The 16,856-nt window shown below is 33.6% G+C and carries 17 protein-coding genes and 1 tRNA gene; 14 read left to right on the top strand and 4 right to left on the bottom strand.

The window, feature by feature from the left end:
* The first annotated feature begins 2 nt into the window (after window positions 1-2).
* The 4 genes from OM967_RS06360 to ffh all read left to right on the top strand — a co-directional run bounded on the left by OM967_RS06360 (window position 3) and on the right by ffh (window position 7,067).
* Complete coding sequence (locus tag OM967_RS06360; protein WP_264337806.1) at window positions 3-3,074, top strand: WPE palindromic element domain-containing protein; 3,072 nt, start codon at window positions 3-5, stop codon at window positions 3,072-3,074.
* An 85-nt stretch (window positions 3,075-3,159) separates the two neighbouring features.
* The gene (locus OM967_RS06355; RefSeq protein WP_211907705.1) at window positions 3,160-3,561 is read left to right on the top strand and encodes a hypothetical protein; all 402 of its coding nucleotides are present in this window, start codon (window positions 3,160-3,162) and stop codon (window positions 3,559-3,561) included.
* A gap of 618 nt (window positions 3,562-4,179) precedes the next feature.
* Entirely contained in the window at window positions 4,180-5,739 is a 1,560-nt protein-coding gene (locus tag OM967_RS06350; RefSeq protein WP_211907704.1) for a proton-conducting transporter transmembrane domain-containing protein, read from the top strand.
* Complete coding sequence (gene ffh, locus OM967_RS06345; protein ID WP_264337805.1) at window positions 5,724-7,067, top strand: signal recognition particle protein; 1,344 nt, start codon at window positions 5,724-5,726, stop codon at window positions 7,065-7,067. The genes OM967_RS06350 and ffh overlap by 16 nt, the downstream gene beginning before the upstream one ends.
* A 279-nt stretch (window positions 7,068-7,346) precedes the next feature.
* Here the strand turns inward: ffh and OM967_RS06340 are convergent, their stop codons facing one another.
* Both OM967_RS06340 and OM967_RS06335 read right to left on the bottom strand, forming a co-directional pair.
* Window positions 7,347-8,048: an ABC transporter ATP-binding protein gene (locus OM967_RS06340; RefSeq protein WP_211907702.1), complete on the bottom strand. Its 702-nt coding sequence runs from the start codon at window positions 8,046-8,048 to the stop codon at window positions 7,347-7,349.
* A complete protein-coding gene (locus OM967_RS06335; RefSeq protein ID WP_264337804.1) occupies window positions 8,041-8,823 on the bottom strand; it encodes an MlaE family ABC transporter permease in 783 nt (260 codons plus the stop codon). Before OM967_RS06335 ends, OM967_RS06340 begins: the two co-directional genes overlap by 8 nt.
* A gap of 231 nt (window positions 8,824-9,054) precedes the next feature.
* Between OM967_RS06335 and rpmF the strand changes: the two genes are divergently transcribed.
* The 4 genes from rpmF (at window position 9,055) to OM967_RS06315 (ending at window position 11,448) form a co-directional block, all read left to right on the top strand.
* The gene (gene rpmF, locus OM967_RS06330) at window positions 9,055-9,237 is read left to right on the top strand and encodes a 50S ribosomal protein L32 (RefSeq protein ID WP_006014434.1); all 183 of its coding nucleotides are present in this window, start codon (window positions 9,055-9,057) and stop codon (window positions 9,235-9,237) included.
* A gap of 8 nt (window positions 9,238-9,245) precedes the next feature.
* Window positions 9,246-10,283, top strand: coding sequence for a phosphate acyltransferase PlsX (plsX, locus tag OM967_RS06325; protein ID WP_211907700.1), 1,038 nt, complete (start codon window positions 9,246-9,248; stop codon window positions 10,281-10,283).
* Entirely contained in the window at window positions 10,273-11,232 is a 960-nt protein-coding gene (locus tag OM967_RS06320) for a beta-ketoacyl-ACP synthase III (protein ID WP_211908754.1), read from the top strand. The genes plsX and OM967_RS06320 overlap by 11 nt, the downstream gene beginning before the upstream one ends.
* 142 nt (window positions 11,233-11,374) lie before the next feature.
* A tRNA-Arg gene (locus tag OM967_RS06315) sits at window positions 11,375-11,448 on the top strand.
* A gap of 8 nt (window positions 11,449-11,456) precedes the next feature.
* Here the strand turns inward: OM967_RS06315 and OM967_RS06310 are convergent.
* A complete protein-coding gene (locus OM967_RS06310) occupies window positions 11,457-12,407 on the bottom strand; it encodes a complex I NDUFA9 subunit family protein (RefSeq protein ID WP_264337803.1) in 951 nt (316 codons plus the stop codon).
* A 48-nt stretch (window positions 12,408-12,455) separates the two neighbouring features.
* Window positions 12,456-13,832 (bottom strand): UDP-N-acetylmuramoyl-tripeptide--D-alanyl-D-alanine ligase, encoded by a 1,377-nt coding sequence (locus OM967_RS06305; RefSeq protein ID WP_211907698.1) that lies wholly within the window; start codon window positions 13,830-13,832, stop codon window positions 12,456-12,458.
* A 184-nt stretch (window positions 13,833-14,016) separates the two neighbouring features.
* Here OM967_RS06305 and OM967_RS06300 point away from each other — a divergent pair, with 184 nt between their 5' ends.
* The 6 genes from OM967_RS06300 to OM967_RS06275 are packed head-to-tail and all read left to right on the top strand — an operon-like array spanning window position 14,017 to window position 16,853.
* On the top strand, window positions 14,017-14,751 hold the full coding sequence (locus OM967_RS06300; RefSeq protein ID WP_264337802.1) for a hypothetical protein: 735 nt from the start codon (window positions 14,017-14,019) through the stop codon (window positions 14,749-14,751).
* Between the two features lie 3 nt (window positions 14,752-14,754).
* The gene (locus OM967_RS06295) at window positions 14,755-15,036 is read left to right on the top strand and encodes a hypothetical protein (protein WP_041581354.1); all 282 of its coding nucleotides are present in this window, start codon (window positions 14,755-14,757) and stop codon (window positions 15,034-15,036) included.
* A 6-nt stretch (window positions 15,037-15,042) separates the two neighbouring features.
* The gene (locus OM967_RS06290; protein WP_006014413.1) at window positions 15,043-15,411 is read left to right on the top strand and encodes an HIT domain-containing protein; all 369 of its coding nucleotides are present in this window, start codon (window positions 15,043-15,045) and stop codon (window positions 15,409-15,411) included.
* A 17-nt stretch (window positions 15,412-15,428) separates the two neighbouring features.
* A complete protein-coding gene (gene ndhC / locus OM967_RS06285; protein WP_211907694.1) occupies window positions 15,429-15,782 on the top strand; it encodes an NADH-quinone oxidoreductase subunit A in 354 nt (117 codons plus the stop codon).
* Window positions 15,773-16,276 carry a NuoB/complex I 20 kDa subunit family protein gene (locus OM967_RS06280; protein ID WP_211907693.1) on the top strand — a complete coding sequence of 168 codons (504 nt, stop codon included), beginning with the start codon at window positions 15,773-15,775 and terminating at the stop codon, window positions 16,274-16,276. The genes ndhC and OM967_RS06280 overlap by 10 nt, the downstream gene beginning before the upstream one ends.
* Window position 16,277: 1 nt before the next feature.
* Window positions 16,278-16,853: an NADH-quinone oxidoreductase subunit C gene (locus tag OM967_RS06275; RefSeq protein ID WP_250120238.1), complete on the top strand. Its 576-nt coding sequence runs from the start codon at window positions 16,278-16,280 to the stop codon at window positions 16,851-16,853.
* Window positions 16,854-16,856 lie beyond the last annotated feature (3 nt).

Here is a 16,856-nt window from a genome sequence, read left to right as displayed (position 1 = left end):
AGATGCAACTGAATTTCAAAATCTCATTTTCAAACTTATACACTCGTAGTGAATTAATAAAGTTAGATAAGGCGTTTTTGGATTACATAAAATCGTGCGATGAAAGCTTGTTTTATTCATTAGTTGAAGCAAGAGAAAAAGCAGCTTCTTCTTCGATGTCATCCCAGTGTTCATCCCAGTGCTTGACACTGGGATCCAGAAAACAAAAAGGATGGATTCCAGCTTGGATGAAAGATGGTTGTAATAGCCAGTTAATAATGGATCTCTCACATTTACTTGATGAATTTATTGCAAAATTTTTCAATATTGAAAAAGAAGTAGAAGAGTTAAAGGAAAAACACAATGACTTTGCTGTAATATACAGATGCAAAAGATTATTTGTTCAGCGTTATGCATTGAAGAAATACACTGATGTAGCAAATATTGATTATGTCACTAACAAATTAAATAGTTTCATTACTTTACCGACAACAGAAAAAAACTTTTCTGAGCAGGTAATGAGTTGGCTTGAAAATAAAGAGGATCACAAAGAAGAAATAGAACTTGCGGCTCAATATGCAGTTTGGAGAGTGAAAAATAAACAGAGTATACTATTTAGCATACATAAGAAAATTGATTACGAAAATCTCGTATCATTCTTGAAAAAAGAAGTAGATGAGGTTGAGGTTCTGTATTCAAATGAGGTGAAAAGAAGATATGGTTTTGATCTAACAAGCAAAAAGGTGAGTTTGAATAAAGCACTAGATAATGCTCACTACTGCATATTTTGTCATAAGCAAAGTAAGGACAGCTGCTCAAAGGGGCTAATCAATGATGACAACACTTTCAAAAAGTCTCCACTTAGAGTTGAGCTGCACGGCTGCCCACTAGAGCAGAAAATATCAGAAATGAATCTGGTAAAAAGCGAAGGATATAGCATAGCAAGTCTTGCAATTGTGATGATAGATAACCCATTATGTGCGGCTACTGGACACAGAATATGCAATGACTGCATGAATTCGTGCATATATCAAAAACAAGAACCCGTAAATGTGCCAGCAATTGAAACAAGGATTCTAGATGATGTGCTTAGTTTACCGTATGGATTTGAAATATATTCTCTGCTTAGCCGTTGGAATCCTTTAAATTTTAAGCGTCCATTGCCAAAAGGAAACACTGGAAAAAACGTCCTAGTTGTAGGCCTTGGTCCTGCGGGTTTTAATTTAGCTCATCATTTATTAAACGATGGGCATAACGTTATCGCCATTGACGGACTAAAGATTGAAACTTTGATCGATAATTTACAGCTAATTAAAGGTTTTGAACACGAAAAATTGAGTGAACGCACGGCAGATGGGTTTGGTGGAGTGTCAGAATACGGCATTACTTCTAGGTGGGATAAAAATTACTTAAAGATTATTAGATTACTGCTGGAAAGACGTGAGAATTTTGCACTTTATGGAGGCATTCGTTTTGGCAGCACGATAACTGTTGATGACGCATTTAACTTGGGTTTTGATCACATTGCCTTGGCACTTGGCTCTGGTAAGCCACGAATGATCAAAATAAAAAACATACTAGCCCGTGGAGTGCGCATGGCATCTGACTTTCTTATGTCGTTACAACTGACTGGCGCTCTTAAATTTGATTCTATAGCAAATCTGCAAGTTCGTATGCCGATAGTTGTCATAGGTGCAGGACTCACTGCAATTGATACTGCTACTGAAGTTTTAGCTTACTATCCGATTCAAGTAGAAAAATTTCTTCTTCGTTATGAAATATTGGTTGATAAGTATGGAAAGAAATATGTCGAAAAAGATTGGAAAGAAGAGGAATATGAACTTGCAAATGAGCTGATATCGCATGCACAATTGATCCGAAAAGAGCAAGAATCAGCAAAAAAAGAGAATAGAGAAGCAAAAATATTGGAACTAATGCAAAGTCTAGGGGGAGTGAAAATTGTATATAGAAAAGAGCTAAAAGATTCACCAAGTTATCGATTAAATAGCGAAGAGGTGCAAAATGCACTATCAGAAGGGATTTACTTTATTGAAAACTTAGAGCCGATTGAAGTTGTAATAGATAAATATAACCACGCTGAATCAATAAAACTAATAGACACAAAATCTGATGAAATCAAGCATATAAAAGCACGTTCTATTTTTATAGCAGCAGGTACTGAACCAAATACAGTTATTGCAACAGAAGATAAAAAGCATCTTAAATTAAATAACGGATATTTTACTCATTTGAATTCATCGGGAAAAGAAATAGATCCTATCTTTTCTCCTAAGATGCGAGATAAAGATAGAATATTAGTATATAAGGAAGGCAATAAAACAATTAGCTTTTTTGGTGATCTTCATCCCTCGTATAGCGGCAGTGTAGTCAAAGCTATGGCAAGCGCTAAGAATGGTTACCCTATCATTTCTCAGCTTTTGAATAGAGTTAATAGCTTCATTTATGTCACTCCGGCTAGAATCTCGGAGTCACATGCACAATTGTATGAATGTTGTAATATAAGAGTAACTTTCACCAAAAAAGATGTCATTCCAGTGCCCAGACACTGGAATCCAGAAAACTTAATTTTGAATGAGTACACCAGATGGTTGTATAGTCAGAACTGGATTCCAGTGTCAGCTATTTGCACGACACCACCTGCTATGCGAATTACCTACAAATTGCAGCATTTGCACGCTAAAGCGTCACGCGCTGGAATAATATCAGAACACCTAGCTAACAAAGAATTTTTCAATAAAATCAAAGAGCAATTCACTGCAAAGGTTATAAAAGTTCAATATTTAACAAACAAAGTTGTGGAAATAGTGATCAAAGCACCACTTGCGGCAAAGAATTTTAAACCTGGACAATTCTTTAGGTTGCAAAATTTTGAAACCAATAGTAGAAAAGCCAATAATACAAACCTTGCTATGGAAGGTATAGCAGTAACCGGCACTGAAGTAGACAAAAAAAAAGGATTTATTTCCACTATTGTGCTTGAAACTGGCGGTTCCACTAATTTATGTAAATGTTTTAAAAAAGGTGAACAAATAATTCTTATGGGTCCAACTGGCAGTCCTACTGAGATTGGTTAAACCTATTTTGTACTAATTATACCATAATGTATATTATTTATTAATAAATCTATACTACAATAATGATTTTTATTAAGGTAGTATTATGACACATCAGTTAATATTCACACTTCCAAAAGAAAGCTACTCTATAGCTATAGGACCATGTTCTGCAAAAAGTAGAAAGTGTAAGGAGTTTATAGCAAAAAACGAAGACGTAGGTATGAAATTTCTTATTTCTACTAAAGATGATACTGGCAAAACAGGAAAAATGTCCCTTTGTAAAGATAATAACGGTCAAGATGAGTGTACAACATCCTACACAGTTCAATTTCCAGTAATTTATAATGATCTTTTTAATGATAGCTTGAGCTACGTAAGTGTTCTTTTGGATCATGATAAAGGACATTTAACTAGGATGCGCAATGAATTCGATAAATATAATATTGATTACACAGTTATGGACAATGATATAACACAGAATATGTTGTCAGAGGTTTTTATATAATCTAATTTTCATTATACAGCTACTCAGAGCTCTCTTGGTTCCATTATCTCTACTCGAATGCCGTCATTACAGTGCTTGATACAGGGATCTATAGATAAACAATTTAATATTCCACTACGTGTTAGCGGAACCTATCTATATCATTATCCAAAAAACATAAAAAACTAAATTAACGAAGAATTCTTTAATAGAATCAGATATTGCGAAGAGCATAAAAGTCGAATGAGTGCATTAAAAACTGGCAGATCCATTATATTTATGCAAATACTGAAGAGAAAGCGAGTAAATAACTCTCAACTGACAGACTTAATGAAGTTCTAGATATTAAAGTGATGCCAAACTTTATTTCAAAAAGTAAATAATTTACTAACGCTCGTGCACAAATTAAAAATAAATTATGCACGAGTGTAGCACTGTGAATTAGGAGTGCTATATTAAAGCTTACCTCACTATTAAAGCTATCGGTCAGATTAGATTAAAAACCTAATCTGACCGGTTTCTCTATAACCTTCTAAACCCTGATATAATTATATGGTAATTAGCTTAACTAGTGGTTAATATGCAAATTGATTTTATTTGTATGTTGAGGTAGCATAAACCATACTGTTTTACATCATTGTGCAACTTTATAAATTTTTATTGCTATTTCTATTGACTACATTAATAGTGATAGTCCTAATATTACCTGAAAATTTAGGTACTACACTGAATTGCTCTCATCCAGTTCTAAATTTTGATTTATCTTTTCGTATCGTACTAATATCTTTTTTATCAGTTGCATTTTTAGCTGTTCTACCAGTACAAAATTTGACTTTTTCAGAGATGCTATCTTTTGCTGCTTACACTATTAGTTCACTTTATGCAGTTTTATCTGAACATATGATATTGGTTATAATATTCTGTGAATTAATGACTGTCAGTGCATTTTTTACTATCGCATCTGGCTGTAGAGATAGTGGACCTGCAATAAGGTACGCTTGTGTACACTTTTTCGTTGGAGTTATATTAATAGTAGGATTGGCACTTCAAAGCACTAACCTGATAATTTTGGGTTTATTGATAAACTGCGCTTGTTTTCCTTTTTCGTTTTGGATTGTTGATGCATATCCTGCTGCATCGCTACATGGCACCACATATCTCTCTTTATTTACCACTAAAGTCTCTTTTTTAGTGATGCTTTTACACACTTATAACCTATGGCAAGATTGTACTGAAATATTAGCGCTTGTAGGCGCCATCACTGCAATTTACAGCATTATATTTGCTTCTCTTGAGCAAAATATTCGCAGATTTTTATGCTATAATGTTGTAGGACAAATGGGCTTGCTGATTATTGCAGGAAGTTTGCTCAGTCCTTCGGAAAAAGCAATACCAATTTTGATACTGCATATAATCTTCTCTCTTGTTTATCAATCATTATTGTTTGTGGTCAGTAATTCGATTATTTTACAAACAAAAACAATTAGTTTTAATGGAGTGGGTAAACTGATGTCAGTGGAAGGCATGTGTGCTATAATCGCAATACTTACAATGGCTGCATTTCCTGGAACCGTTGGATTTATCAGTAAATCATATATCACAGCTGAAATTGAAATGAACACTGTTGCCTTAAAAGGGTATAAAAATTTATATAAGCTTCTAAATTTGCTGCTTCATTTAAGCTTGGGGCTAAAGTTTCTTTATTACTTATTTATTGCAAAAAGTAAGTCAAAACCTTTAGCAGAGAGGGGAAGCAAAATGACTATGATTATTTTAGCATTTATATGCGTAATCGCTGGCAATCCTTACTTACCTATTTACAATAAACCTTCGATTTTCGATTTTGTGTACAACACAAAAAATGTTTTGTCGCAATTTAATTTATTACTATGTACCACTTTATTGTTTATTCCTTTACGCAAGTTATTTTACCCGAGAGTAAATTTTAAAATGGATGTTGATTGGATTTTTAGAATTTTCATATCCTATATTATCTTGTTGTTCAATCAATTGGTCTTTAAAGTGAGAGAAATGTCTGCCAACGTACTGCAAAACTTGACTAATTCACTTACTAATTTATACTTTAATAATATTACTAAACTTAAAGAAGTGCTAAGTTATAACTCAGTAAGTTTTGTTTCAGCTTCTTCTCTCTTTTTAATGAGTATTCTACTAATGCTATTATGTTTAAATCGTTAACTGAAAGTTTAAATTCTGTATTTAGTAAACTGAGAGGAAAGTCGATCATTTCTGAAGATGATTTTAATCTTGCCATGCGTGAAATACGTATAGCTTTAATTGAAGCTGACGTTTCACTTGAAGTTGCAAAAAAATTCATCAACGACATTAAAGATAAAGTGATTGGGGAAAAAGTCATAAAAAGTGTTTCTCCAGCACAAATGATAATTAAAATTGTGCAGGATAATTTAGTTGCAGTTCTCGGATCAGAGAAAAGTGACTTAAATCTAGCAGTTAAACCCCCTGCTGTGATTATGATGGTGGGCTTACAAGGTGCAGGTAAAACAACTACCTCAGGAAAGCTTGCTTTAAAGCTAAAAAAGCAAAAGAAAAAAGTGATGCTTGCCTCTTTAGACATTTATAGGCCGGCTGCCCAGAAACAACTTGAGGTGCTGGGTAAACAGATAGACGTACAAACTTTATCTATAGTAATAAATGAGGAGCCTATTGCAATTACAAAAAGGGCACTGGCAGCAGCAAAGAACGATAATTATGATGTATTAATACTAGACACCGCAGGCAGGCTTCATATTGACAATAATATGATGAATGAGTTGAAAGCCGTAAAGGAAATAGCTTCACCTGCAGAAGTTATTTTAGTAGCCGACGCAATGATAGGCCAGGATGCGGTCAACATTGCCAAATCATTCAATGAGGTAATAGGTGTAACCGGCATTATTCTCACCCGTGTTGATGGTGATGCACGTGGTGGTGCTGCTCTTTCTATGAAAATGATCACCGATTGTCCAATTAAATTTATTGCTTGTGGTGAAAAATTAAGTGACCTCGATGATTTTTATCCCGATAGAATTGCAAAAAGGATACTTAGCATGGGTGATGTTGTATCATTGGTTGAAAAAGCTGCTGAGATTGTTGGTCAGGAAGAAATTGATAAGTTACAAAAAAAAGTAAAAAAGGGTAAATTCGACCTAAACGACCTAGTGGGAATGTTAAAAACTCTGAGTAAAATGGATGGCATTAGCAACATAATGAAATTCATCCCTAGTTCATTCACAAAAAAGCTAAGTAGCAGTGTGCCAGACGACAATAAAGTGAAAAAATATATAGCCATCATAAACTCAATGACCGAAAAAGAAAGGCAAAATCCAGATATTTTAAATGGCAAAAGAAGACTTAGAATTTCTAAGGGGTCCGGAACAAGTGTAATTGACGTTAATCTTCTAATTAAGCAGTATAATCAAATGAGCTCTATGGTGAATAAGTTCAGTAAAGTTGACCATAGTAAACTCAAAGAATCTGATTTGATGGATATGCTAAGCAGAAAGTAAGTCAGCAGGTAGTGGAATGAAATAAAATCATCAGTTGTAATTGCTGTTGAATAGTAAAGTATATTATTTTAGCGTGAAGTAATAAATTCAATAAATTTCTTCAGTTGGAATTGGCATGATAATAAAAATTGATACAAGTTACTTTATCTATATTTAATGCGCTGTTTTATAGCTAACACACTATACCACCGTAGCACTACACTAGTAACAGACCGAAGGTTGTCGATATCTCAAGTTAGGCTAGTTACAGCATCCACAATATCGTTTGTAAACCTGTAGCTATATACAATAAATGAACTTTTTTATATATTCGTTGTTAGTATTTTGTATTTCCTGAACAGTTCCGTGAAAAATGATCTCCCCTTCATATAATACTGCTATTTTGTCAGCTATTTTAAATGCACTATGAATATCATGTGTAATCGTGATAATTGTAGGACGAAGATCTTGAGATAATTTTATTATTATCTCGTTTACTACATCTGACATGATTGGGTCTAATCCTGAAGTTGGCTCATCCAATACAATAATTTCTGGGTTGTGTGCAATTGCTCTTGCAAGTGCCACTCTTTTCTTCATTCCACCTGATAGTTCTACTGGAAACATTTCTGCTATGTTTTCTTCCAGTCCAACGTCATTTAACTTCTCGATTGCTAGGCGTTTTGCCTCCTTTATGCTGATATTAAAGCGTTTTTTATAATTAAAAGATATATTTTCCCACACTGTAACGTAGTCAAACAAAGCGGAATTTTGAAATAAGACTCCAAATTTATTTTTGCTTTTACTATTTATTTTAATAGACCCTGAGTCTGGTGTCAGTAATCCAATAATTATTTTTGTTAATACAGATTTACCACTTCCTGAGCCGCCAAGTATGACTAATGATTCTCCTTTCGATATATTGAAAGTTATGTTGTTTAATATCGTTCTATCATCAAAGGATAAGCTTAGATTCAATATTGATATTATGGGGCTATGCATGTATTAAAGTAATTAAGTAATTTGCTAAAATTATCAATATAGAGGATATAACAACAGTTGATGTTGTTGCAATACCTACTCCTCGTGCACCTTCCCTACAATGGTAACCGTAATAACAACTTGAAACAGAAATTATGGCGCCAAAAGCAGTCGCTTTCATTAGCCCAACAATAAAATCGTACATATTAAAGAATTGAGCTGTATATTTTATGTATATATTTAAATTGTGGTTAAATTCAAAGACTGCGGTGACATACCCTCCAAATATTCCTATTAGATCTGCACATACTGTAAGTATTGGAAATACTATAACTGACGCTAGAATTCTTGGTACAATTAAATATTTGAAAGGATTGATGTCCAAAGTTGTAAGTGCATCTATTTGTTCAGTGATGCGCATCGTGCCAATTTCTGCTGCAATTGGGGACCCAACCTTTCCTACCATTATTAAGCTGATCAAAACTGGCCCTAACTCTTTAATGATAGTAACCGTAACAAGTTTAGGTACTACTTGTTCTTGATTAATCAATATACCACTTAAGCTACTCTGTAAAACTATCACTGCTCCTATAAAAACTCCAGTGAGCCCAACAATTGGCAAAGAGAAAAAGCCTATCTCTATAATTTGTCTTGCCACATTGCTAAAATAATATGGAGGAATAAAGCAGTGGTATAGAGATTGAATAAAAAATACAAATGCGTTACCAATCCTCAACAGAAAGTTGATAAAGCATCTACCGATTATTCTAACGCTGTCTATATTAAAGGAACTCACTTTACATTTATCTTAGCTAAAATTAGTTTTACTGATTTTATTAAAATTTTTATTAACTTCGCCAGAGTATAGTCAAGATATGTCTTAAGTTCAATATACTTTGATCAAAATGCTTGAGTTTAAGTTTATAAGAGTGAATTGTATAAGAAAACCTTACTTATTTCGCTATTTACTTCTTGTAAAAAACATGCTACTAATAAATTGTGTTATATAATTGAATTGGAGTAAGTTTTGGCAGTTCCGAAGAGAAAAAAGTCAAAATCAAGGCGTAATATGCATCGTTCTCATCATGCTATTAAGCCTAAGAATATTGTGGTATGTGCAACAACTGGAGAATTCATGTTGCCTCACAACATAGCAGTTGACAATAGTTACAAAGGAAAACGTGTTTTCATTAAACAAAAGGCGGAGTAACTCATGATATGTTACCCACGGTCAACAACAACATAGTTATCGCACTTGATGCTATGGGAGGGGATTTTGCACCTTTTTCCGTAATTCAGGGTGCTAGTTTTTTCTTGGATAATCTTGTTGACCCAGGTGTTGAAGTTTTTTTTCATATTTATGGAGATCAGAAAGAAATATCTCCTTTGCTTTCAAAATACAAAAAAGTAAGCGATAGCTCCGAATTTACCCATTGCTCTGATAATGTTCTTCCAAATGATAAACCCTCTTTTGCACTTAGACATCGCAAAGATTCAAGTATGAAGGCAGCTGTTGAAGCAGTGAAAAAAGGTAAAGCTTTTGGGATGGTGTCTTCAGGCAACACTGGAGCATTGATGGCTATCTCCAGATTTATTTTAGGAACATTACCCAATATCTATCGTCCTGCTATTGCATCTGTCTGTCCAACTAAGACAAAAAGCTTTGCATTGCTTGATCTTGGTGCAAATGTTGACTGTAATACTGACTCATTATTTCAATTTGCATTAATGGGGAGTATATTTGCAAAAATAGCATTAAAAGTTGAAAATCCTGAAGTCGCTTTGCTAAACATTGGTACAGAGGAAGTGAAAGGTACTGACTCAGTAAGAGGAGCTTTTGAGTTACTCAAAAATGCTCCAAGTATTAACTTCAAAGGATATATAGAGGCAAGTGAATTTTTAGATGGTAATATAGACGTAATTGTTGCTGATGGTTTTGTTGGTAATGTAATGCTCAAGACAGCTGAGGCAACTGCTGGTACTTTTATCAGTCTAATAAAACAGGAAGTATTTAATTCATGGATGACAAAAATGCTTGTCGGCATATTGTTGAAACCCAAGCTAAATAAAGCATTAGAGCGTTTTAATCCTAAAATTAGAAGTGGAGCTATGTTTTTAGGGCTAAATGGTATCATTATAAAGAGCCACGGAAATTCTGATGCTATTTCTTTTGCTCACGCTATAAAATTTGCAGTAAATGCAATCAGTGAAAATTTGAACCAGAAGATAATTAACGGGGTAAGTCATATTAAATAAAAGTTTCATATTGAGCACTGGTTCTTACCTACCAAAAAAAATTTTGAGTAATAACGAAATTGCATCGATAGTTGAAACAAACGATGAATGGATAAGGCAAAGAACAGGAATAGTTCAAAGACATATAGCAGATGAAGGAGAATTAACGTCAGATTTAGCTGTTAATGCAGCGAAAAATGCTATAGAAAAAGCGAAAATTTCAATAGATGAAATTGGTTTGATCATAGTTGCAACAACAACACCTGACAAAACTTTTCCTAGCTGTGCAACGATTATACAAAGTAAATTAAAGTGTAAAAACGCATTTGCTTTTGATGTACAGGCAGCATGCTCTGGTTTTATATATGCAGTTACAGTTGCTGATTCACTTATAAAGTCTAACGATAGAATTAAATACGCGCTTGTTATTGGTGCTGAAATAATGTCTAGGATTGTTGATTGGGAAGATAGGTCAACTTGTGTACTCTTTGGTGATGGTGCTGGTGCAGTGATAATGAAATCAGAAATGAGTAGCAGTAGCATTATATCAACAAACTTACACTCTGATGGCAATGTGGACTTATTATGTACAAACGGAGGAATATCCTCTACTCGTGATTCTGGAAAGATACTTATGAATGGAAGAGAAGTGTTTAAACATGCAGTAGAGAAATTAACAGCCTCAGTAGAGGAAACTCTAAAATGCAATAGTTTGAAGATTACTGATATTGACTGGTTAATTCCCCATCAAGCAAACATTCGCATTATTGAAGCAGTAGTAAAGAAATTAGATTTTCCTATAGAAAAAGTAATTAATACAGTTGATAAGCATGCAAACACCTCAGCAGCGTCAATTCCACTAGCCTTAGACTATGCAGTACAAGAATCAAAAATAAAGTCAGGAAATCTGATATTGCTGATTTCAATAGGTGCAGGCCTGACCTGGGGTTCTGTGTTACTGCGCTATTAGACTTCCTATTACCCACGCTTCTTTTTTCTCAGTTTTATCGTTACATGCTGTACTGACAAAGTTTTGAGATATTATCACAAACATTATATTCACAAGAAATACTTGACTTCACGTGTACTAAGAAGCATTTTATACATGATGTGTGCCCGTAGCTCAGTTGGATAGAGCAACAGCCTTCTAAGCTGTGGGTCGTAGGTTCGAATCCTACCGGGCACATTCTTCTATCAACGCTTTCTATAAATTTTCAAGTATTCTGGTACCACATTTTCAATTGCTAGTGGTCTAATTTTCATTGTTCCGAGATCATCTGACTTTTCGATTGAACTATTCATCATAACTTTCACCTGATCTCGAGTAAGTATAGGGCTTGCATCTCCGGTTATAGGTTTTAACAGCACAGAAACAACTTTACTTTCTAAGAAAAAGGCTATCAATCTTGCCATTGGAAAAGGTACATTGATCAGTAGACACTTTCTGTTAGTCACATTCAGAATAAACTTTAATAAGCTTTTAAAAGAGTAAACTTTTGGTCCACCTATATTATAAATTTTTTTATCTTGCTTATTAAAGCTGATAATACGATATACCACTTCAGCTAAGTTTGTTACACATATCGGCTGAAATTTCGTTATTCCACTACCGATTAACGGCAAAAAAGGAAGAATTGTTGCTAATCTTGCAAATTTATTGAAGAAACTATCTTCTTTACCGAATACAAGACTTGGCTTAATTATTATTGCTCCCTGAAATGTTGAAGTTACAGCTTTTTCACCTTCTAATTTACTTTGGGCGTATCTTGACAGCTTACTATTTTCTATTCCCATGGCAGAAAAATGTATCATCATGTATACACTTTTTATTTGCGCAGCTTTTGCTATTCTTTCAGCTACTCCAACATGAACGTCATAGAAATCGTGCTTTCTTGTCTCATATAGTATTCCTACTAAATTTATAACAACATCACATCCCTCCATACTTTCTAAAATTGATTTTTCATTAAAAAAATCTCCTTCAATTATTGATATTTGTCCTAAATTTCCACATAACTTCAGACAAGCAGCTTTTTCCTGATCACGAGTAAATATTCTTATTAAATACCCCGCCGCTGCCAAGCGTCTTACGATGTGTTTTCCTATAAATCCCGTTCCACCAAAAATAACTATACGTTTTATCACAGTTAAAACTTCCAATAACTTAACTTTAAATTAATACAATAGTTTTATTTAATATTCTATTGTGAATTCCTGCATTATAAGGTCCATTCTCATTCCATGAGAACCTTTAACTAAAATTACATCATTACCTTGAACAATATTAGCTAAATTACTTTTCAATTTGTTAGAATCATCGAAATGCATGCCTTTTATATTCTCCGGTAAAAGTTTATTCAATTCTAACATAAATTTACCAACCGTATGAACTTTATTCACATTTTGTTCTACTATAGAGTCAAGCAATTCTGTATGAAATACTATGCTTTCATTACCAAGTTCTAACATATCGCCAAGTAGTGCCACTTTTCTTAAATTAGAATATGTACCTAAAGTTCTTATTGCAGCCTTCATTGAAGTAGGGTTAGCATTATAGGAGTCGTTAATCAAATGTACTAATTTTCCATTGTATTTAGCTTGATGAACATTACCTCTACCTTCTGTTACAGTAAAATTCTCAAGTGCTAGTGGTAATTTAGATAAATCAAGTTCGAGACTTTGCAAAACTGCTGTAACAACTAATGCAGAGTATGCAAAATGTTCGCCTTTTACAGGTAAATTACAGTTCATAATTTGACCACTGTTCAGTTTGATTTTTAAATTTAGACCGTTATCGTCTCTTATTAGGTCTAACAAACAAACAGTAGCACTTTCATTCTTACCAAAGCTTACTACATTTCTGTTAGCATTTGATAAGAGATAATCATAATGTTCATTATCCTTATTCAAAACCAAAGTACCATTATTTTTCATACCATGTAGAATTTCTAATTTCGCTTGCGCAATATCAAGTAGAGATGAAAAATTTTCAACATGCGCAGGTTCAATGTTGGTAATAACTGCAATATCCGGATTGCTAATCTCCGATAACTCTTTTATTTCACCAGCTCTACTCATTCCTATTTCAAGGATTAAGTACTGGCAGTCTTCTGGCGCTTTTAGAATCGTAAAAGGCAATCCTATATTATTATTCAAGTTACCTTCATTTACATGAGATACTCCATAATGCAACAAAACAGTGTTAAGCATATCTTTTGTAGTGGTTTTCCCAACACTACCTGTAATTGTGATAACTTTAGCATTAACAAGAATATTTCTAATGTAATATGATGCCATATTATGCAAAGCTTTTAGAGTATCTTGCACAATAATTAGAGGAAAATTTCTATATTTATCTTCGCTTACTACCGCAGCAACAGCTCCTTTTAAAAATGCTTCATGTAGAAAATCATGCCCATCAAATTTCTTTCCCTTGAGAGCAATAAATAAATCACCTTTTTTTATGCTTCTTGTATCCGTTGAAATATTTGAGCTATATACCGAATTACAAACACCCTCCCCTCTTCCGCCAGTAGCATCGATAATATTATTTGCGTTCCATTTTAACATAATTTATCTTTAAAGGTAATTTGAACAAGAAAAGCAGCAAAAATACTACATACTTTGGTAATGTACAAATAATGATTGCTATTTCTATAATTTCATCTTATAATAGATATACAAGCTTAAATATTTTCGTCTATAATTGGGTGTATTTTACTATCTGATTGTAGAAAGTGACTTGGAGGTATGTATGGCAAAAGATGAGTCAAATAAAAAGTCTATTTTGGCTAAGATAAAAGGTGTGTTTTTTCTTGTGCCTAAAGCACTTATTTATCCTATAAAGAAACCGTTTGCTTCAATTGATGAAATGAAGCATGATGCTAAAGTTTCATTAAAAAACGCTGTGAGTGATGTACCTAAAGAAGAAGAGAAATATGACCCACCTATAAAAACCACAGAAGCTAGTAAGTACCTTGGCATACAAATAACAAAACAAGAAAAAGGTAAGGTAAGTTTTTTAGCGTCAAGAACTTTAACGGGGAATATACCTTACTTGAGTCCAGAGAAATTAGATGAAATAAGGGAAGATCTGCCCAATATAACTATTTTTAGAGAAGAAAACAAAATTGTAATTGAAGTTGATGTTGAAAAGATTATCCAAGAAATAAAAGATAAAAATCTAGGTATGGATGAAAAAGTAATGAAAAAGTACGCTCTTGAAGGAATTTATAATAAGATTGATTGTGATCTTAAAAATTTGGCAAAAATTACTGGTGGAGAGTTTAAAGTTCACACAGATCGGAAATTGCTGTATGGTATTGCAGAAAAGTTGTATAGTGGATATGATAGTAAAAAGCAGAAGTCACAGGAAGTTGTAAGGCCTATGGATAAAGAAAAGTCATCAGAGAAAATTTTAAATAATTGGCAAAAAGCTATTAAACAAGATTTTGAAAGTTGCGAAAGCATAAGAGGTAGGGGGAAATAAATTATGGAGAGTGTTATGAAAGAAGTTCAAATAGAGGAAAGGTATCATAGCCTAACTGTTCCTGGAGATATGTATCATTTACAACCAGAAGTTATTGCTGCAAGAAGGGCAAATAGAATAGAAACGTTTTCAAAAAGACACCAAATGGACTATGGGTCAGTTTTGCGTGGACAAGATATACAGCTAAAAGACGTTTCAAGTCTTGAAGATGCTTCTAGCGAAGCAGCAATAAGCCCACCTTCTACACCAAATCATAAGCAAAATAGAAGAGGACCAGGAATTTAATAAAGTATGGGTAGTACAGCTTATGATGACACTAATATCTTTGCTAAGATATTAAGAGGTGAGTTGTCTTATGAGGAAATACATAAAAATGAAAATGTGCTAGCTTTTCGTGATAAGTATCCTGATGCACCAGTTCATATTCTAGTTATACCAAAAGCTCAATACGTTTCATACGATGATTTTGTTCTGAAAGCTTCCGAAGAGGAAATAGTAAGTTTTTTTAAAACTGTTAGAGAAATAGCACATAAATATAACTTAGAAAAAACAGGATATAGATTAGTTACTAATCACGGTAAAGATGGAGAGCAAGTTATACCGCACTTTCACATACATATTTTAGGTGGTAAAAGATTAGGAAAGCATGTAAATTCATAGTGTTATATGTTTTTTAAATGAGTGAATATTTAACCATATTAATTTTTATCTGTGTATCAATTGTAGTATCCTTTACTTTAGGTGTATTACCTATGTTTCTTGCAGTCAGTAACCCAGATGGTGAAAAGCTTTCTACATATGAATGTGGCTTTAATCCTTTATCAAGAGCCAGAAAAAGTTTCGACATAAAATTTTACTTAGTTGCAATATTGTTCATAATATTCGATTTAGAAATTGCTTTTCTTTTTCCTTGGGCCGTTTCTTTATCTAAAATAAGCTATTACGGATTTTGTTCTATGATGATATTCCTTGCAATACTTACTATAGGCTTTATTTATGAGTGGTGTAAAGGTGCGTTGGAATGGGAGTAAATTTATCTAATAGCGATTGGAATCGTTACAAAAAAGAAGGTTTTCTTATCACTAAATTTGGCGATTTAATAGATTATATAATGAACTGGGCAAGGTCTGGTTCATTGTGGCCAATGACATTTGGTCTTGCATGTTGCGCAGTAGAGATGATGCACACTGCATCCAGTCGTTATGATCTTGATAGATATGGCATAATCTTTCGTGCAAGCCCAAGGCAAGCAGATGTTATGATTGTTGCTGGCACGTTAACTAATAAAATGGCAGCAGCATTGCGTAAAGTTTATGATCAAATGGCGGACCCCAAATACGTCGTTTCTATGGGAAGTTGTGCAAATGGCGGTGGCTATTATCATTATTCTTACTCAGTAGTCCGTGGTTGCGATAGAATTGTGCCAGTTGATGTATATGTTCCTGGATGCCCTCCAACTGCTGAGGCGTTATTATATGGAATGCTATGTCTACAAAATAAAATAAAACGAACTAAGAATATATAGCATGGATAAAACTGCAAAATACATACAAAAAAAGACTAAATGTGAATGTATTCAGAAAAATGATGGCACTATTGTAATATATTCAGCTTTGAATGACATTGAAAATCACTTACTCTTTCTACGTGATGATGAAAAGTGTAGGCTTGAATTATTAGTTGACGTTTTTGGAGTTGATTACCCAGATAGAAAAAAACGTTTCGAGCTAATATACAATTTGCTCAGCCTTGTGCACAATATCAGAGTGCACATAAAGCTTCAGTTATGTGAAGATGATATACCTCTAAGTGCAGCAAAGATATTTAACGCAGCTTCGTGGTTTGAGCGTGAAGTATTTGATATGTATGGAATAGAGTTTTCTAATCACCCAGATTTACGTAGGATTTTAACGGATTATGGATTCAAAGGTCATCCAATGTTAAAAGATTTTCCTCTCACTGGCTACGAGGAAGTAAGATACGATATAGAGGCAAAAAAGGTTGTATATAATCCTATAGACTTACCGCAAGATTTTCGTATGTTTGACAGCTTATCCCCTTGGGAAGGTAGTAAAGCCACAAAAGTAAATATAAAGGAGTAGAAA

Origin of the sequence: Wolbachia endosymbiont (group B) of Dolichovespula media (genome assembly GCF_947179505.1) — a bacterium.
Lineage (GTDB): Bacteria > Pseudomonadota > Alphaproteobacteria > Rickettsiales > Anaplasmataceae > Wolbachia.
This window is presented reverse-complemented; position numbering and strand designations above follow the sequence as displayed.